At 71.1% G+C, this 15,425-nt stretch carries 13 protein-coding genes; 8 read left to right on the forward strand and 5 right to left on the reverse strand.

Annotated elements, in window-relative coordinates; genetic code table 11:
* Positions 1-3: 3 nt before the first annotated feature.
* Complete coding sequence (locus ACRDTB_RS25590; protein ID WP_431434300.1) at positions 4-828, forward strand: serine hydrolase domain-containing protein; 825 nt, start codon at positions 4-6, stop codon at positions 826-828.
* Positions 828-1,268 (forward strand): PPOX class F420-dependent oxidoreductase, encoded by a 441-nt coding sequence (locus ACRDTB_RS25595; RefSeq protein WP_431434302.1) that lies wholly within the window; start codon positions 828-830, stop codon positions 1,266-1,268. Before ACRDTB_RS25590 ends, ACRDTB_RS25595 begins: the two co-directional genes overlap by 1 nt.
* 281 nt (positions 1,269-1,549) lie before the next feature.
* On the opposite strand, the gene ACRDTB_RS25600 is transcribed toward ACRDTB_RS25595, so the two are convergent.
* Positions 1,550-3,214, reverse strand: coding sequence for a DNA repair helicase XPB (locus tag ACRDTB_RS25600; protein WP_431434305.1), 1,665 nt, complete (start codon positions 3,212-3,214; stop codon positions 1,550-1,552).
* 31 nt (positions 3,215-3,245) lie between these two features.
* Here ACRDTB_RS25600 and ACRDTB_RS25605 point away from each other — a divergent pair, with 31 nt between their 5' ends.
* The 4 genes from ACRDTB_RS25605 (at position 3,246) to mdlC (ending at position 8,078) form a co-directional block, all read left to right on the forward strand.
* Entirely contained in the window at positions 3,246-4,112 is an 867-nt protein-coding gene (locus ACRDTB_RS25605) for an LppU/SCO3897 family protein (RefSeq protein WP_431434306.1), read from the forward strand.
* 252 nt (positions 4,113-4,364) lie between these two features.
* Positions 4,365-5,237: an LppU/SCO3897 family protein gene (locus tag ACRDTB_RS25610; RefSeq protein ID WP_431434308.1), complete on the forward strand. Its 873-nt coding sequence runs from the start codon at positions 4,365-4,367 to the stop codon at positions 5,235-5,237.
* Positions 5,238-5,289: 52 nt separating this feature from the next.
* Positions 5,290-6,507 carry an acyl-CoA dehydrogenase family protein gene (locus ACRDTB_RS25615; RefSeq protein WP_431434309.1) on the forward strand — a complete coding sequence of 406 codons (1,218 nt, stop codon included), beginning with the start codon at positions 5,290-5,292 and terminating at the stop codon, positions 6,505-6,507.
* Positions 6,504-8,078, forward strand: a complete 1,575-nt coding sequence (gene mdlC / locus ACRDTB_RS25620; protein WP_431434311.1) for a benzoylformate decarboxylase — start codon at positions 6,504-6,506, stop codon at positions 8,076-8,078. The genes ACRDTB_RS25615 and mdlC overlap by 4 nt, the downstream gene beginning before the upstream one ends.
* A 19-nt stretch (positions 8,079-8,097) precedes the next feature.
* Here mdlC and ACRDTB_RS25625 read toward each other — a convergent pair whose 3' ends face one another.
* The 4 genes from ACRDTB_RS25625 to ACRDTB_RS25640 are packed head-to-tail and all read right to left on the reverse strand — an operon-like array spanning position 8,098 to position 11,613.
* The gene (locus ACRDTB_RS25625; protein ID WP_431434313.1) at positions 8,098-8,979 is read right to left on the reverse strand and encodes an ABC transporter ATP-binding protein; all 882 of its coding nucleotides are present in this window, start codon (positions 8,977-8,979) and stop codon (positions 8,098-8,100) included.
* Position 8,980: 1 nt separating this feature from the next.
* Positions 8,981-9,790 carry an ABC transporter permease gene (locus ACRDTB_RS25630; RefSeq protein WP_431434316.1) on the reverse strand — a complete coding sequence of 270 codons (810 nt, stop codon included), beginning with the start codon at positions 9,788-9,790 and terminating at the stop codon, positions 8,981-8,983.
* Positions 9,787-10,560, reverse strand: coding sequence for an ABC transporter permease (locus ACRDTB_RS25635; protein ID WP_431434318.1), 774 nt, complete (start codon positions 10,558-10,560; stop codon positions 9,787-9,789). Before ACRDTB_RS25635 ends, ACRDTB_RS25630 begins: the two co-directional genes overlap by 4 nt.
* Positions 10,561-10,578: 18 nt before the next feature.
* Entirely contained in the window at positions 10,579-11,613 is a 1,035-nt protein-coding gene (locus ACRDTB_RS25640; protein ID WP_431434320.1) for an ABC transporter substrate-binding protein, read from the reverse strand.
* A 642-nt stretch (positions 11,614-12,255) separates the two neighbouring features.
* Between ACRDTB_RS25640 and ACRDTB_RS25645 the strand changes: the two genes are divergently transcribed.
* A complete protein-coding gene (locus ACRDTB_RS25645) occupies positions 12,256-15,195 on the forward strand; it encodes a nitrate- and nitrite sensing domain-containing protein (RefSeq protein ID WP_431434322.1) in 2,940 nt (979 codons plus the stop codon).
* The coding region (locus tag ACRDTB_RS25650; RefSeq protein ID WP_431434324.1) for a roadblock/LC7 domain-containing protein at positions 15,192-15,425 on the forward strand (234 nt) is incomplete at its 3' end. The genes ACRDTB_RS25645 and ACRDTB_RS25650, both read left to right, overlap by 4 nt.

The raw sequence follows: 15,425 nt of genomic DNA on the forward strand, positions 1-15,425 counted from the left end.
CGCATGGAGAGTGTGCGTGCGGTGGCCGACTGGCCGGTGGACCACGCGGCCGCGGCGGTCGTAGGTTCCGGCGGTAGTGCCGAGGACGCCGTGCTGGCCGCGGAGGGGTCGATGGCGCGGGAGTTCCGGCTGGCCTCGGTGACGAAGCTGCTGACCGCCTACGCGACGCTGATCGCGGTGGAGGAGGGCGCGGTCGAGTGGGAGCAGCCGGCCGGGCCGTCGGGATCGACCGTGCGGCACCTGGTCGCGCACACCTCGGGGCTGGCGTTCGACGAGCACCAGGCCGTGGCGGCGCCCGGCCGGCGGCGGCTGTACTCCAACGCCGGGTTCGAGGTGCTGGCCGACACCGTGCACGAGGCGTCCGGGATCCCGTTCGCGGAGTACCTGACCGAGGCGGTGCTGGCGCCGCTGGGCATGACGTCCACGCGCCTGGCCGGCACCGCGGGCGCGGGCGCGGTGTCCACATGCGACGACCTGGTCCTGTTCGCGGCGGAGCTGCTGTCCCCGACGCTGGTCTCGTCACAGACGCTGGCCGAGGCGGTGACGGTGGCCTTCCCTGGGCTGGCCGGTGTGCTGCCGGGGTACGGCTATCAGCGGGAGAACGACTGGGGCCTCGGGTTCGAGCTGCGTGACCACAAGAGCCCGCACTGGACGGGCAAGCACAGCTCGCCGCGCACGTTCGGCCATTTCGGACAGTCCGGGACGTTCCTGTGGGTCGATCCGGAGGCCGCGGTGGCGTGCGTGGCGCTGTCCGACCGCGCGTTCGGCCAGTGGGCGATCGACGCGTGGCCGGCGTTCACCGACGCGGTTCTCGCGGAGGTCGCCTGATGTACCACCGGATGGAGCGTGACGAGTGGCTGGCGTTCGCCATGCACGGCACGCGTACGGGCAAGCTGGCGGTGGTGCGGGCGGACGGCGCTCCGCACGTGGCGCCGGTCTGGTTCCTGATCGACTCCGTGGGCGGCGGGGACCGACTGGTGTTCAACACCGGCGCGAACACGGTGAAGGGCCGGGCCCTGCGCCGCGAGCCGCGGTTCGCGATGTGCGTGGACAGCGAGGAGCCGCCGTACTCGTACGTGATGTTCTACGCCTCGGCGACGATCGTGGACGACCCGGCGCAGATGCTGCCGTGGTCGGTCCGCCTCGGCGCCCGGTACATGGGTGCCGAGCGTGGCGAGGAGTTCGGCCGCCGCAACGCCGTGCCGGGCGAGCTCCTGATCATCGCGCCGATCACCAAGGCAGTAGCCGAAGCCGACCTCGCCGACTAACCCCGCGAGTCCAACACCCGTGACCCGCGAGTCCAACGCTCGGAACCGGTGAGTTCGACGTTCGGGACCCCGCGCCGGCACCCTCGATGTCGGACACGGCGGTCCGGAACGTTGGACACGGCGGTCCGGAACGTTGGACTCGCGGGTCCGGAACGTTGGACTCGCGGGTCCGGAACGTTGGACTCGCGGGTCCGGAACGTTGGACACGCGGGTCCGGAACGTTGGACACGCGGGTCCGGAACGTTGGACACGCGGGTCCGGAACGTTGGACACGCGGGTGGTTAGGTGGGGAGTTCGGGGAGGGCGGGGCCCAGGAAGTCGTCGGCGTCTCGGATCGTGTACGCGTAGCCCTGCTCGGCCAGGAAGCGCTGCCGGTGTGCCGCGTAGTCCGTGTCCAGGGTGTCCCTCGACACCACTGAGTAGAAGTGCGCCTGGCGGCCGTCCTCCTTGGGGCGCAACAACCTGCCCAGCCGCTGGGCCTCCTCCTGCCGGGAGCCGAACGTCCCGGACACCTGCACGGCCACCGTCGCCTCGGGCAGGTCGATCGAGAAGTTGGCCACTTTGGACACCACGAGCGTGCGCAGCTCGCCCTGGCGGAACGCGTCGTAGAGGCGCTCTCGCTCGGAGTTGCGGGTCGAGCCCTGCAGGATGGGGGCGTCCAGCGCCGCGCCCAGCTCCTCCAGCTGGTCCAGGTACGCACCGATCACCAGCGCCGGCTCACCCTCGTGGCGCTCCAGGATCTTCCGCACCACCGGCAGCTTCGTGTCCACCGTCGAGCACAGCCGGTACCGCTCTTCCGGCTCCGCGGTCGCGTACGCCAGCCGCTCGCGCTCGGTCAGCGTCACCCGAACCTCCACGCACTCCGCCGGCGCGATCCAGCCCTGCGCCTCGATGTCCCGCCACGGCACGTCGTAGCGCTTCGGTCCGATCAGCGAGAACACGTCGCCCTCGCGGCCGTCCTCCCGCACGAGTGTCGCCGTCAGGCCGAGGCGGCGGCGCGACTGCAGGTCCGCGGTCATCCGGAACACCGGCGCCGGCAGCAGGTGCACCTCGTCGTACACGACCAGGCCCCAGTCGCGCGAGTCGAACAGCTCGAGGTGCTTGTACTCGCCCTTCGACCGGCGTGTCATCACCTGGTACGTGGCGATGGTGACCGGGCGGATCTCCTTGCGCTCGCCCGAGTACTCGCCGATCTCGTCCTCGGTCAGCGACGTGCGCGCCACCAGCTCGCGCTTCCACTGCCGGCCAGCCACCGTGTTCGTCACGAGGATCAGGGTGGTCGCCTGCGCCTGGGCCATCGCGGCCGCGCCGACCAGCGTCTTGCCCGCACCGCACGGCAGCACGACCACGCCGGACCCGCCGGCCCAGAACGTGTCCGCCGCCTGGCGCTGGTAGTCGCGCAGCCGCCAGCCCTCCTCGTGCAGGGCGATCGGGTGGTGCTCGCCGTCGACGTACCCGGCGAGGTCCTCGGCGGGCCAGCCGACCTTCAGCAGCGCCTGCTTGAGCCGGCCCCGCTCGCTCGCGTGCACGATCACCGTGTCGTCGTCGATCCGCTCGCCCAGCATCGGCGCGATCTTCTTGTGCCGCAACACCTCTTCGAGCACCGCGCGGTCGATTGTGGACATCGTGAGCCCGTGCGCGGGGTGGTTCTGCAGCTGCAGCCGGCCGAACCGGCCCATCGTGTCCACGATGTCGATCAGCAGCGGCTGCGGCACCGGGTAGCGCGAGTACCGGGTCAGCACGTCGACGACCTGCTCCGCGTCGTGCCCGGCCGCGCGGGCGTTCCACAGCGCCAGCGGCGTCACGCGGTAGGTGTGCACGTGCTCGGGTGCGCGCTCCAGCTCCGCGAACGGCGCGACGGCCATGCGCGCGTCGTTCGCGCTGGGATGGTCGACCTCGAGCAGCAAGGTCTTGTCCGACTGCACGATCAGCGGGCCATCGGTCACGTTGCGCGTTCTCCTCGTCTAGATTGCCGTCATGACGACGCCGCCGTACCAGCCCGGGCCGCCGCACCGGCCGGGACGGCACGCTCGCCCGCCGGCGTACGGTCCGCCGCCGACCCGCCAGTTCCGGCCCTCTCAAGGCCAGCCGCAGGGCCTGCCCCAGCGACCGCCACCAGGACCGCCTCAGGGACTGCCGCAGGCACAGCCGCCGCATGGTCGGCAACCGTACGGCCAGCGCCCGCCCTACGCCCAACAACCACCGTACGGCCGGCATTCCGGCGGCGGCCACGCGCCTCCCGAGCCGCCGAGGCGCGACCGGACCCCGATGGTCGTCGTCCTCGTCGCCCTGCTCGTGCTCGTCGGCGCCGGCACCGCCGTCTTCCTGATGTCCGAGGGCGACAGCGCCGACACCGCCGCACCGGCCACGACCAGCCCCGCGGCTCCGACCGTCGCCGATCCGCCTCCGGCCACCCGGGCCACCCCGGCCGAACCCGGCGCGGTCACCGACGCCGCGGTCGGCGACTGCATCAAGGTCAACGACGTCAGCGCGACCGCCGCCGACATCGAGACGATCGACTGCGCCGACCCGCTCGCCGTCTACGAGGTCGCGGTTCGCGAAGAGAGCACCACCCGCGAATGCCCGAACCGCAACTACGTGTCCTACACCGAGGACGACGTCCTGCTGCTGTGCCTGACGCTCAACGCCAAGGAGGGCCAGTGCTTCCACGAGGACTCCCAGCAGGACACCCCGGTCGGGTGTGACTCGCCGGATGCGAGCTACCGGGTGGGCGAGATCCACGAGGGCACCGAGGACGCGAACCGGTGTGGCGAGGCGGATGCGCGCAACGCGCTCACCTACCCCGTGCCGCCGCTGACGATCTGCCGCCTCGAGGTCGGGTGACGGTCGGACGACGGACGCGGTGACGGACGCGGTGACGGACGCGGTGACGGACGCGGTGACGGACGCGGTGACGGACGCGGTGACGGACGCGGTGACGGCCGGACGGCCTCCGCGATCGTGCGACGACGGACGGTGTTTCTTCCGGCCCGATGTCCCCGTTCGCCCACGACTGTCGGTGCCACCGCGTAAATTCCTGATCCGCCGCACAGGACCTTTTTCGGCTGGCCGCGGCCAGACCTCCGCGAGGTGCACATGAACAACTACCCCCCGCCCGGTCCGCCGCAGGGCCCTCCGGGCGGCCCGTACGGACGGCCCGGGCCCTACGGTCCACCCGGCCGCCCGCCGCGCACCCCGCCCGGCGGCGGTCCCTACGGCCCGCCGCCCTATGGCCCGCCGGGTGGTCGGCCAGGCTACGGCGGCGGCCCTGGCTGGCCCGGTGGTCCCGGTGGCCCGCGTCCGGGCGGCCCAGGCCACGGTGGTCCGGGTGGTCCCGGTCCGGGCGGGCCTGGTGGTCCCGATCCGTACGGCGACCCACCGCCGCACACCCCACCCGGCGGCCAGCCCGTCGGGACGCCACCGGGTGGCTTCGCCCGGACGGCGTCCCCGCCGCCGCCCGCGCCCAAGAAGGGCAACGCCAAGATCGCCCGCATCGTCGCCTCGCTGGTCGTCGCCGTGGTCGTGGCCGGCGTGGTGATCTGGCTGCAGCGCGAAGAGCAGGCCAGCGCGGCGGTCGGCGACTGCATCAAGGTCGTCGACGTCGCCAAGGCCGACATCGAGCAGGTCGACTGCGGCGACAAGGCGGCCCTGTACAAGGTCGCCATCACCAAGGACGACGTCAAGGCCACCTGCCCGAACCAGAACTACCTGGCCTACACCGAGACCGGGCGCGGCGACCTGCTGCTGTGCCTGACGCTCAACGCCAAAGAGGGTGAGTGCTTCAAGTCGGACGGGCAGGTCCAGGTCCGGGCCGACTGCGCGAGCGGCGCGGAGTACCAGATCACCAAGGTGATCGAGGGCAGTGCGGACCCGCAGCGGTGCGGTCCGGCGAACGTGGCGAACGCGATCACCTACCCCCAGCCGAAGCTCACCCTCTGCCGGGAAACCCCGAAGGGCACCGCGAGCTGAACCCCCGGTTTCGGCCGGATGCCGCCCTCTTTCCGTGCGGTAGCTTGATCTGGTGAACCGCTGCCTCACGCCACGTCAGCAAGAACTGGTCGACATCGCCGGGAAGCTCGCGGACACCTTCGCCGAGCGCGCACCCGAGCACGACCGGGACAACACCTTCCCCGTGGAGAACTACGACGACCTGCGCGCCGCCGGCTTCTTGAAGCTGACCGTGCCCACCGAGCTGGGCGGTCAGGGCGTCACGCTGGCCGAGCTCGTACCGGTGCTGGAGCGGCTCGCCATGGGCGACGGCTCCACAGCGCTCGCCGTCGCGATGCACGTCTCGCCGATCGGCCAGTGGGCCAACGTCTGGCGCCAGACGAAGAACCCGCGCCTGGAGGACCTGCTGCGGCTGGCCGCGGCCGACAAGCTGATCTGGGCCTCGGTCACCAGCGAGCCCGGTATGCGCAACGACCTGACCGACGCGAAGACCGTCGCGGTCAAGGTCGACGGCGGCTTCCGTCTCACCGGCCGCAAGGCCTACGCCACCAACACCGTCGTGGCCACGCACTGCTCCACGACCGCGCGCTACGAGCAGGCCGAGGGCGGCCCGCGGCTGCTGCTGTGCCGCGTCTCGCTCGACGCGCCCGGCGTCACCAAGCACCAGACGTGGGACACCATGGGCATGCGCGGCACGCAGAGCAACGACCTCGTCTACGAGGAGGTGTTCGTCGCCGACGAGGACGTGGTGCACTCGCTGCCGGTCGGGCACCTGGACGCGCGGGTCTTCGAGACCGTCTGGTCGTGGGCCATGGGCGCGTTCGCCGCGGTCTACACCGGCATCGCGGCCGGCGCCGTGGACTGGACGGCGACCCAGCTCGCGGCGCGTGGCAAGGGCACCGACCCGCTCGTGCAGGACACCATCGGCGAGTGCGAGATCCTCGTCGAGAGCGCTCGCGCGCTGACCTACCGGCACGCGGACGAGGTCGGCTCGCGGCGGCTGTTCGAGCTCGACGTGCAGGAGGGGATCGCCCGCTGCGCGCTGGTGAAGTACGTGGCGAGCAACAACGCCTCGCTCGTGATGCGCCGGCTGGTGGACGTGCTGGGCGGCGCGAGCTACTCGCGGAAGCTGCCGTACGAGCGGATGTGGCGCGACGCGCAGGCGGGCATCTTCATGCCGATGAGCAACCAGGCCGCCCGCACGTTCATCGGCGCGAGCACGCTGGGTGTGGAGGTCGCTCCGGTCATCGGGTTCGATGAGACGGGGCCCGACAGCCGAGCCAAGTCTTGACCACCGTCCGCGAGGCGACCCGTGAGCTGCTCCGCTCGTACGGGCTGACCACGATCTTCGGCAACCCCGGCACGACGGAGATCGGCTTCCTCACCGGCTTCCCCGAGGACTTCCGCTACGTGCTCGGCCTCCAGGAGTCGGTCGTGGTCGCGATGGCCGACGGGTACGCGCACGCGAGCGGCCGGCCGGCCCTGGTGAACCTGCACTCCGCGGGCGGCGTCGGGCACGGCCTCGGGCAGCTGGTCACCGCCTACCGCAACAACACCCCGATGATCCTGCTGGCGGGCCAGCAGGCGCGCCCGCTGCTGCCGGGCGAGCCGTTCCTGGGCGCGCTCGACGCGACGCTCTTCCCGCGCCCGTACGTGAAGTGGGCCGCCGAGCCGGCGCGGGCGCAGGACGTGCCGGCCGCGATCGCGCGGGCGTACCACGTCGCGACGCAGCCGCCGCAGGGACCGGTGTTCGTGTCGGTACCGGCCGACGACTGGGACGCCTCATGCGAGCCGGTGCCCGAACGCCCGCCGGTTCCCGGGTTCGGCCCGGACCCGGCGGCGCTGGCGGCGCTCGTGTCCGCTGTGGACGGTGCGGCCGACCCGGTGCTCGTGGTAGGCCCGGGCGTGGACGCCGAGGGCGCGATCCCGGACGTGGTCGAGCTGGCCGAGCTGGCCCGGGCCGGGGTGTGGGCGAGCCCGATGTCGTGGCGCAGCTCGTTCCCCGAGGACCACCCGCTGTTCCTGGGCTTCCTGCCGCCCGAGGAGCGCGGCACCGTGGAGGCGCTGCGCCGCCACGACCTCGTCGTGGTGCTCGGTGCGCCGGTGTTCGTGTACCACGTCTACCGCGGCTCGTCGGACCTGGCGCTGCCGCCGCTGTACCTGGTCAGCGCCGACGAGCAGGTGCTCGCGCGGGCCAGCGCGGGAGTCGGCGTCCGCTCCGGCGTGCGGGTCGCGGTGCGCGCACTCACCGACTCGATCGCCGAGCCCAACCGTGCGGCCCCGGCGGGCCGGGAGCGCCGCCCGCGCCCGCCCGAGTCGACGCCGATCACCGCGGAGTGGGTCTTCGCCACGATGGCCGACGAGCTCGCGCCGGACACGCTGCTTGTCGAGGAGATCCCGAGCCACCTGCTGGTGCGCCGCGAGTACCTGCCGGTGCGCGCGCGGCGGACCGGCCTGCTCAGCACGGGCGGCGGCACGCTCGGCTACGGCCTGCCGGCCGCGGTCGGCGCGGCGATCGGCGCGCCGGGCCGCAAGGTGGTCGCCGTGCTCGGCGACGGGTCGAGCATGTACAGCATCCAGGCGCTGTGGACGGCGGCGCGCGAGCAGCTGCCGGTGACCTTCGTGATCCTGGACAACGGCCAGTACGCGGCCGTCGACATCCTGGCGGGCCCCGGTGACAAGATGCCGGGCGTCGAGCTGGGCGGCATCGACTTCGGTGCGCTGGCCACCGGAATGGGCTGCCGCACCCGCCGGGTCGAGTACCCGCACGAGCTGAAGCCGGCTCTCACCGCCGCCCTCGCCGACGACCGGCCCACCGTCGTGCACGTCCAGGTGGACCCGAACCCGACGGTGCTGTACTGAGCCGGTCCCGGCGGGGGTGTCAGCGGGTCGACCGCTGGCGGGCCTCCTCCCGCTCCGCCGCGAGGAACCGTTCCGCCGCGAGCTCCTCGCCGGACTTGACCGCGTCGGCCGGTGCGGCGTCGGTCTGGCCGGCCCCCTTGTCCCGCAGCAGGCGGGCGATCTCGGTGCGCAGCTCGACGAACCGCGACGAGCCGCGGGTGGTGATCTGGTCGCGCCGCGCGGGCAGGTCGACGGTCAGGTCGGCCATGATCGTCGCGGGGGAGCGGGACAGGACCAGTACCCGGTCGCCCAGGTACACGCTCTCGTCGATGTCGTGGGTGACCAGCAGCACCGTGCTCTCGTGCTCACGGCGCATCCGCAGCAGCAGGTCCTCCAGCTCGGCGCGGGTCTGCGCGTCCACCGACGCGAACGGCTCGTCCATCAGCAGCAGCGCGGGCTGCGAGGCCAGCGCCCGGGCGATCGACACCCGCTGCTGCATGCCGCCGGAGAGCTGCCACGGGTACTTGCCGGCGGCGTCGGTGAGCCCGACCCACTCCAGGGCCTCCATCGCCCGCGCGCGCCGCGCGCCTCGGCCGGACACCCTGGTACGCAACGGAAACTCGACGTTGCCGCGCACCGACAGCCACGGAAACAGCGAGCGGCTGTAGTCCTGGAACACGACCGCGAGGTCGTCGGGCACGCCGTGCACCGGGTCGCCGTGCAGCATGATGGCGCCGCTGGTGGGCTTGATCAACCCGGCGATGCAGCGCAGCAGGGTCGACTTGCCGCACCCGGACGGTCCGACGATGCACGCGAGCTCGTCCTTGTCGACGTTGAACGTCAGCTCGGCCACCGCGGTGTGCGCGTCCGGACCGGCGCCGTACTGATGCACAAGGTCGTGCACCTCGAGCATGGTCGGCATGTCACCCTCCTGTGTTCGCGGCCGCGAGGGCCGCCCGAGTCGGCTGCCAGCGAAGTACTCGGCGCTCGACGGCGAGCAGTGCGAGGTTCAGCCCGTATCCGATGATGCCAAGCAAGACGATCCATGCCCACATCGTGGTGAAGTCGAACTGTGTTCGGGCGAAGTTCAGCTCGTACCCGATGCCGCTGGTGGTGCCCACCATCTCGGAGACGACCATCAGGATGATCGAGATGGCTAGCGAGAGCCGCAGCCCGGCGAAGATCTTCGGCAGTGCCGCCGGCAGCACCACCATCGCCACCCACTGCGCGCGCGGCGTGCGGAACGACCGTGCCGTGTCGGTCTTCACCGAGTCGACCGAGCGTACGCCGTCGACCGTGTTCAGCAGGATCGGCCAGACCGCGGCGAACACGATCAGCGCCAGCTTCATCCCGCTGTCGATGCCGAAGAGCAGGATGAACACCGGCACCAGCGCGGGCGAGGGCAGCGCCCGGAAGAACGCGAACAGCGGGCCCACGTACTGCATGCCGGTCCGGGAGCGGCCGAGCGCGGTGCCGAGCACGACCCCGATCACGGTCGCGAGCGCCCAACCGCCGAGCACCCGGCCGAGGCTCGGGAGGATGTCCTCGAACACCGTGTCGGACAGCCCGAAGCCGCCCGACGGCGCGGTGAGCCACAGCTCCCAGCCGCGCCGCACGATCTGTCCCGGGGTGGGGAACCAGACGTTGGCCGCGGCCGCGGTGGTGAGCTGCCAGATGACGACACCGACCGCGAACACGGCCCAGCGATGCGCGAACGCGGTGATCCGCTTCATGCGAGCGCCTCCACGCGGGTGGTGTCGCTCCACCGGAACAGCCGCTTGCCCAGCCGTTCCAGGCTCTCGTTGATCAGGTAGCCGATGATGCCGATGACGAGCGTGCCGGCGAGCACCGGTTCCATGGCGCCGATGTTGGTGGCCGTGTCGATGATGAACGCGCCGACGCCGACGTCGCTGCCGGCGAGGTACTCGGTGGACACCGTCACGATCAGCGCGATCGCCGCGGAGAGCCGCAGTCCGGTGAACGCGAACGGCGCGACGTGGGGCAGTGCGACCGTGGCCAGCACCCGCGCGCGGCCGTTGCCGAACGAGCGGGCGGTGTCGAGCAGCAGCGGGTCGATGTCGTCGAGCGCGTAGATGATGTTGAACAGGATCGGCCAGACGGACGCGTAGAAGGAGAGCGAGATCTTCGCCTCGGGTCCGGAGCCGACGATCAGGATGATGAGCGGGATCAGCGCCACCGGGGGGATCGGACGCAGGAACTCGATCAGTACCCGGGTGGCGGTGCGCAGCCATGGCAGGCTGCCCAGCAGCAACCCGCCCGGCACGGCGACCGCGACCGCGATGGCCAGGGCGAGGAGCCAGGCGAGCACGGTCGCGATCACGTCGCGTAGGAAGCCCTGGTCACCGAGCAGCTCGACCAGCCGGCCCAGCACGTCGCCGGGCGTGGGGAGGAAGACCCGCTCGATGAGGTTGAGCCGGACGGCTCCCTCCCAGATGAGGAGGAAGCCGGCCAGCCCAATCAGGTTCCGGATGAACGGACGCAATGTGTCTCGGTGGGCGCGTCAGCTGAGGGGCGCCGAGGGCACGACCATCTTCGTCGTGTCGATCGGCGTCTGGATGACGTCGAACTCGAGCATCAGGTCCGGCACCCGCTGGAGGCGCGTGGCGTCCAGCTTCGACTGGAACGTCAGCAGCGTCGCCATCTTCGCGGTGTCCTCGTCGACGCCGGAGAACTCGACGAGCATCGGCTCGACCTTGCTGCGGTCGGACAGCGCCAGGTCGGTGCCCCTCTGCATCGCCCGCTGGAACGCGGCGATGGTATTCGGGTTCTCGCTGACGAAGTCGCCGGAGGAGCCCCAGCCGGCCGTCGGCATGTCGGCCGTCGGGCCGACCGCGGTGTCGAAGATCGGCTGCGCGCCCGCGTTCTTCATCGCGTCCTGGATGAACGGCTCGGTGACGAACGCGGCGTCCACGTTGCGGGACTTGAGCGCCTGAGCGGTGGCCGGGAACGGCGTGGGCCTCCACTTGATGCTCTTGTAGTCCACGTTGTTGGTCTTGAGCGTGGACATCACCAGCAGGTCGGAGATGGTGCCGGTCGCGGTGACGGCGACGCGCTTGCCGGCCATGTCCTTGATGCTCTTCACCGAGGAATCGGGGGTCGCGACGACCATCGTGCTGCCCGGTCCGGCCGAGGAGGCGTCCGCGATGATCTTGATCCCGCCCTTGGCCTGGGCCACCTTCTGGCTCTCGGCCAGGAAGAACGGCGTGTAGCTGGCGTAGGCGATGTCGACTTCGCCGCTCACGAGCTTGGTCACCGACTCGCCGCCGCTGGGCGCGTCGACGAACTCGATGTTGAGACCCTCCTCCTCGAAGTAGCCCTCCTTCATCGCCAGGTGGAAGGGCGCGAGGTCGGTGGTCTTCATGATCGAGACCTTGAGATCTGCTGTCTCCAGCTTGCTGTTGGCACTCTGTGCCGGCTCGTTGTCCTCCTCGGAGCCGAGCAGGCCACAGCTGGTCAAAGTCGTGACCAGCATCAACGCGGTCGCGACGATGGGAAGACGGGAACGCGAACCGCTCCCGGTGACGCCTCTGGGCATGGAGCCTCTCCTCGTGAGTGAGGGTGGTAGAAGCCAACATTCGGTGGTGCCCCGTACACCGGGCGCCACTCTAGAGAGTGTCTTCACCGCGTCACAATCAGTGCTGGCGTTCTGCTGTCCAGGTGACGGCGCCCCGTGGGACGGAAGGTGGTGGGCGGCCGCCCCTACGCCCACGACGGGTGCATCTGGGCAGCACATGGTTACCACTTGCGCGTCAACCGCTACCGAGAGGAAGCGTCGTCACCTGGTTGTGAGAGTAGACATCTAAACCGATTGAGAAAAATTGTTGTCTGCGTGTGACTTTTCCTACCCTGATGTGTGACCATCCATCCGGAGGGCTTACATCAGCGGGTAGACTCCGCTACCTTCTGTGGCCACAGTGAGGTAGAGGTTTGTCGAAGCGGTTAAAGGAGCGCGCCCCGATGATCTTGCGCGTGCTTCCCGGCAGTGGGAGCTGGGGAGTGGAGCTGCATGGGTGCGTCACCGCTGGGAGCGCCCGATGTGAATGCGTCCTTGCTGGGGTACTTGTCCGTTCGAGCTGGCGGGCCACCGGCTTGACAACCAGGGAGAGTGCTGGGAGTGCCCGACCACACTGCTGACATCCCACCTCGCGCCGGCGCCCGCACCGACTATGGTGCCGCCGTGCCTGACCAGAATCCCGCGCCGGGCCGTCCGGTAGTGCCCGCCACCGCCATGAGGGGCGGGTCCCGCCTGCGTATGCGCAACTGGCGGCTGCGTACCAAGGTCATCGCGGTCATCGTGGTACCGACGCTGACCGCCCTGATCCTCGGTGGCCTGCGCGCGAAGGTCGACCTGGACCGCGCCGCGGAGTTCCGCCAGACGATCAGCCAGGTGGACCTGGCCCGCAACGTCACCAGCGTCGTCCACGAGCTGCAGAAGGAACGCACGCTCGCGGTGGCCCGCATAGCCGGCGGCCGCGACGCGCCCCAGACCGAGCTCGAGACCCAGGTCAACCTCGTCGACCAGGCGGTCCGCTCGGCGCAGGACGCGGCCCAGGCGCTCGACACCGACGACGCAGCGGCGAAGATCCGCTACAACAACGGCCTGCAGCGGCTGTCCGCCCTGGCCTCGATCCGGCGCACGGTGGACCAGTACGCGGCGTACCCGGACGCCGCGGCGTTCCAGGCGTACTCCGCGGTGCTCGACGCCGTCGTCCGGCTGGGTCGTGAGGTCAACACCGCGGTCACCGACCGGAACCTGCTGCGCGAGAGCTCGATCATCCAGGCGCTGTCGGAGGGCAAGGAGAACGTCGCCAAGGAGAACGCGATCCTGCAGATCGCGGCCGCCCGCGGCGAGTTCCCCACCGACCTCCTGCAACGCATCCGCGACGCGCAGTCCAGCGCGTCGAGCGCGCTGGACGCCTACCGCGCGAACGCGACCACGGAACAGCTGCTCCTGTACTCGGACACCGTCTCCGGGACCGAGGTCGACACCCGGGAGCGGATCAAGGCGCAGGCGATCTCGTCCGCGGAGAACCCGGCGCCGGGCGGCCGGCTGACGCCCCCGATCAACGTCGCCTCCCTCACCAACAACGGCTCGGCGACCCTCGAGCACATGCGTGCGGTCGAGACCGACCTGCTCGACGACCTGCGCGACGACGCGACCGCGCTGGCCGACGCGGCCACCGCGTCCGCCTGGCGCGACGCGGCGATCGTGGTGGTCGCGCTGCTCGTCGCGCTCGCCCTGATGACCATCGTCACCAGGTCGCTGCTCAAGCCGCTGCGGGTGCTGCGCCGCGAGGCGCTGGAGGTCGCGAACCGCCGGCTGCCGGCGTCGGTGCAGCGCATCCTGGCCGATCCGGACCCGGCCGAGGCCGCGAAGCACGCGGTCGAGCCGGTGGCCGTGTTCACCCGCGAGGAGACCGGCCAGCTGGCCCGCTCGTTCGACGCGGTCCAGGAGCAGGCGATCCTGATGGCGACCGAGCAGGCCCTGCTGCGTGACAACATCAACTCGATCTTCGTCAACCTGTCCCGCCGGTCCCAGGCGCTGGTCGAACGCCAGCTGTCCCTGATCGAGCGGCTGGAGCAGGACGAACAGGACCCGGACCAGCTGGCGAGCCTGTTCGAGCTCGACCACCTGGCCACCCGGATGCGGCGGAACTCGGAAAGCCTGCTGGTGCTCTCCGGCACCGGACTGTCCCGCCAGCTCAACCGTCCGGTGCCGGCGTCCGAGGTCGTCGGCGCCGCGGTGTCCGAGGTCGAGCACTACGCCCGGGTCGAGGTCGCCTCGGCACCCGAGGTCGCGGTCCAGGGCCGCGCGGTGTCCGACCTCGTGCACGTCATCGCCGAGCTCCTGGACAACGCCACCTTCTTCTCCGAGCCGGAGAAGAAGGTCATCGTGCGGATGGCCATGACCCGCAAGAAGGAGCTGGCCATCCAGATCACCGACCAGGGCGTCGGTATGTCCGAGAACGAGATCGATGCGGCCAACGCCCGCCTTGCCGACCCGCCCGACCTGGACGTCGCCGTGACCCGGCGGATGGGTCTGTACGTGGTCGCCCGGCTGGCCAAGCGGCACAACATCGTCGTGCGGCTGCGGGACAACGAGGACATCGAGGGCGGTCTGATCGCACGGATCAACGTGCCGACCGAGCTGGTGCAGGCGATCGGCGCGCCGTCCCGGTCCATGTCGGCGACCTCGACGACGTCCTCGCTCGCGGCCACCACGGACGTGTCGGGCTCGACCAGCCTGCCCGTCCGCAACAGCGGCATCGCGGGCGCGTTCACCGGCGGCATGCCGCGGTTGCGGCCCGACGGCAGCTCGCTGGGTGAGCCCGGCGCGGAGACCCGCCAGGACCGCACGCCGGAGGAGGTCGCCGGATACCCGGCGTTCAGCCTCGGGCTCGACCAGACCGGCGCGGGCACCCCGAACGGGGTGAGCGCCGAGCCGCCGGATGCCGCCCAGAACGGCCGGCACTCCGATCAGAGCGGGGACCAGAACACGGTCGCGCTGTTCGGCAACCCGCTACCCGCGCCGCCCGAGCCCACCGACACCGGCGGCTACCCGGCGCTCGGCGCGAGCCGTCCGCAGGACGCCGACGTGAACGTCGACGCGCCGACCGAGCGGCTACCGATCTACGAGGCCGTGCTGTCGCAGTGGTTCGAGGCGGCGGACACCGGGTCCACCGGGCGCCAGCCGGCCGCCGTCGACCAGCCCCCCGAGAACGGGACGGCGAACGGTGCGAACGGCACGCAGTCGCCCCAGGAGACGGCCGGGGCGACCCAGCCGGACCAAACCTCGTGGACCTCTCCGGGTGATGACGGGTGGCTCGCCGCACAGGCGTTGCTGGAGACCACCCCGGAGTCGCAGACCACCGCCGGTCTGCCGAAGCGGGTGCCCAAGGCACACCTCGTGCCGGGCTCTGCGGCGCCGCGTCATGCGGCGACCGCTGCGGAGACACCAGCGGCTCCGCCTTTGCCACCGCGCTCGGCTGACGCCGTTCGTGGCCGCATGTCAAGCTTCCAGCAGGGCGTTCGGCGTGGCCGGCACGCTCTCATCGAGGCCTACGCTGGTGACCAGTCCGGGTCCGAGGACAGCCGCAAAGACGAGGAGCAGGAGTGACGACCCCGTCCGCCAATCAGCCCGGAAGCTTCGGGTGGCTCATCACAGATTTCGTCCGCCAGGTGCCAGGTGTGGCGCACGCCGTGGTCGTGTCGGCCGACGGGTTGCTGCTCGCCGGGTCCCAGGGCCTGCCGAGGGACCGCGCCGAGCAGCTCTCGGCCGTGTCCTCCGGCCTCGTCAGCCTCACCCAGGGCGCCGCGAGGTGCTTCGAGGCCGGCGGTGTCAACCAG

The organism is Actinophytocola sp., assembly GCF_050699935.1.
Classification (GTDB): domain Bacteria; phylum Actinomycetota; class Actinomycetes; order Mycobacteriales; family Pseudonocardiaceae; genus Actinophytocola.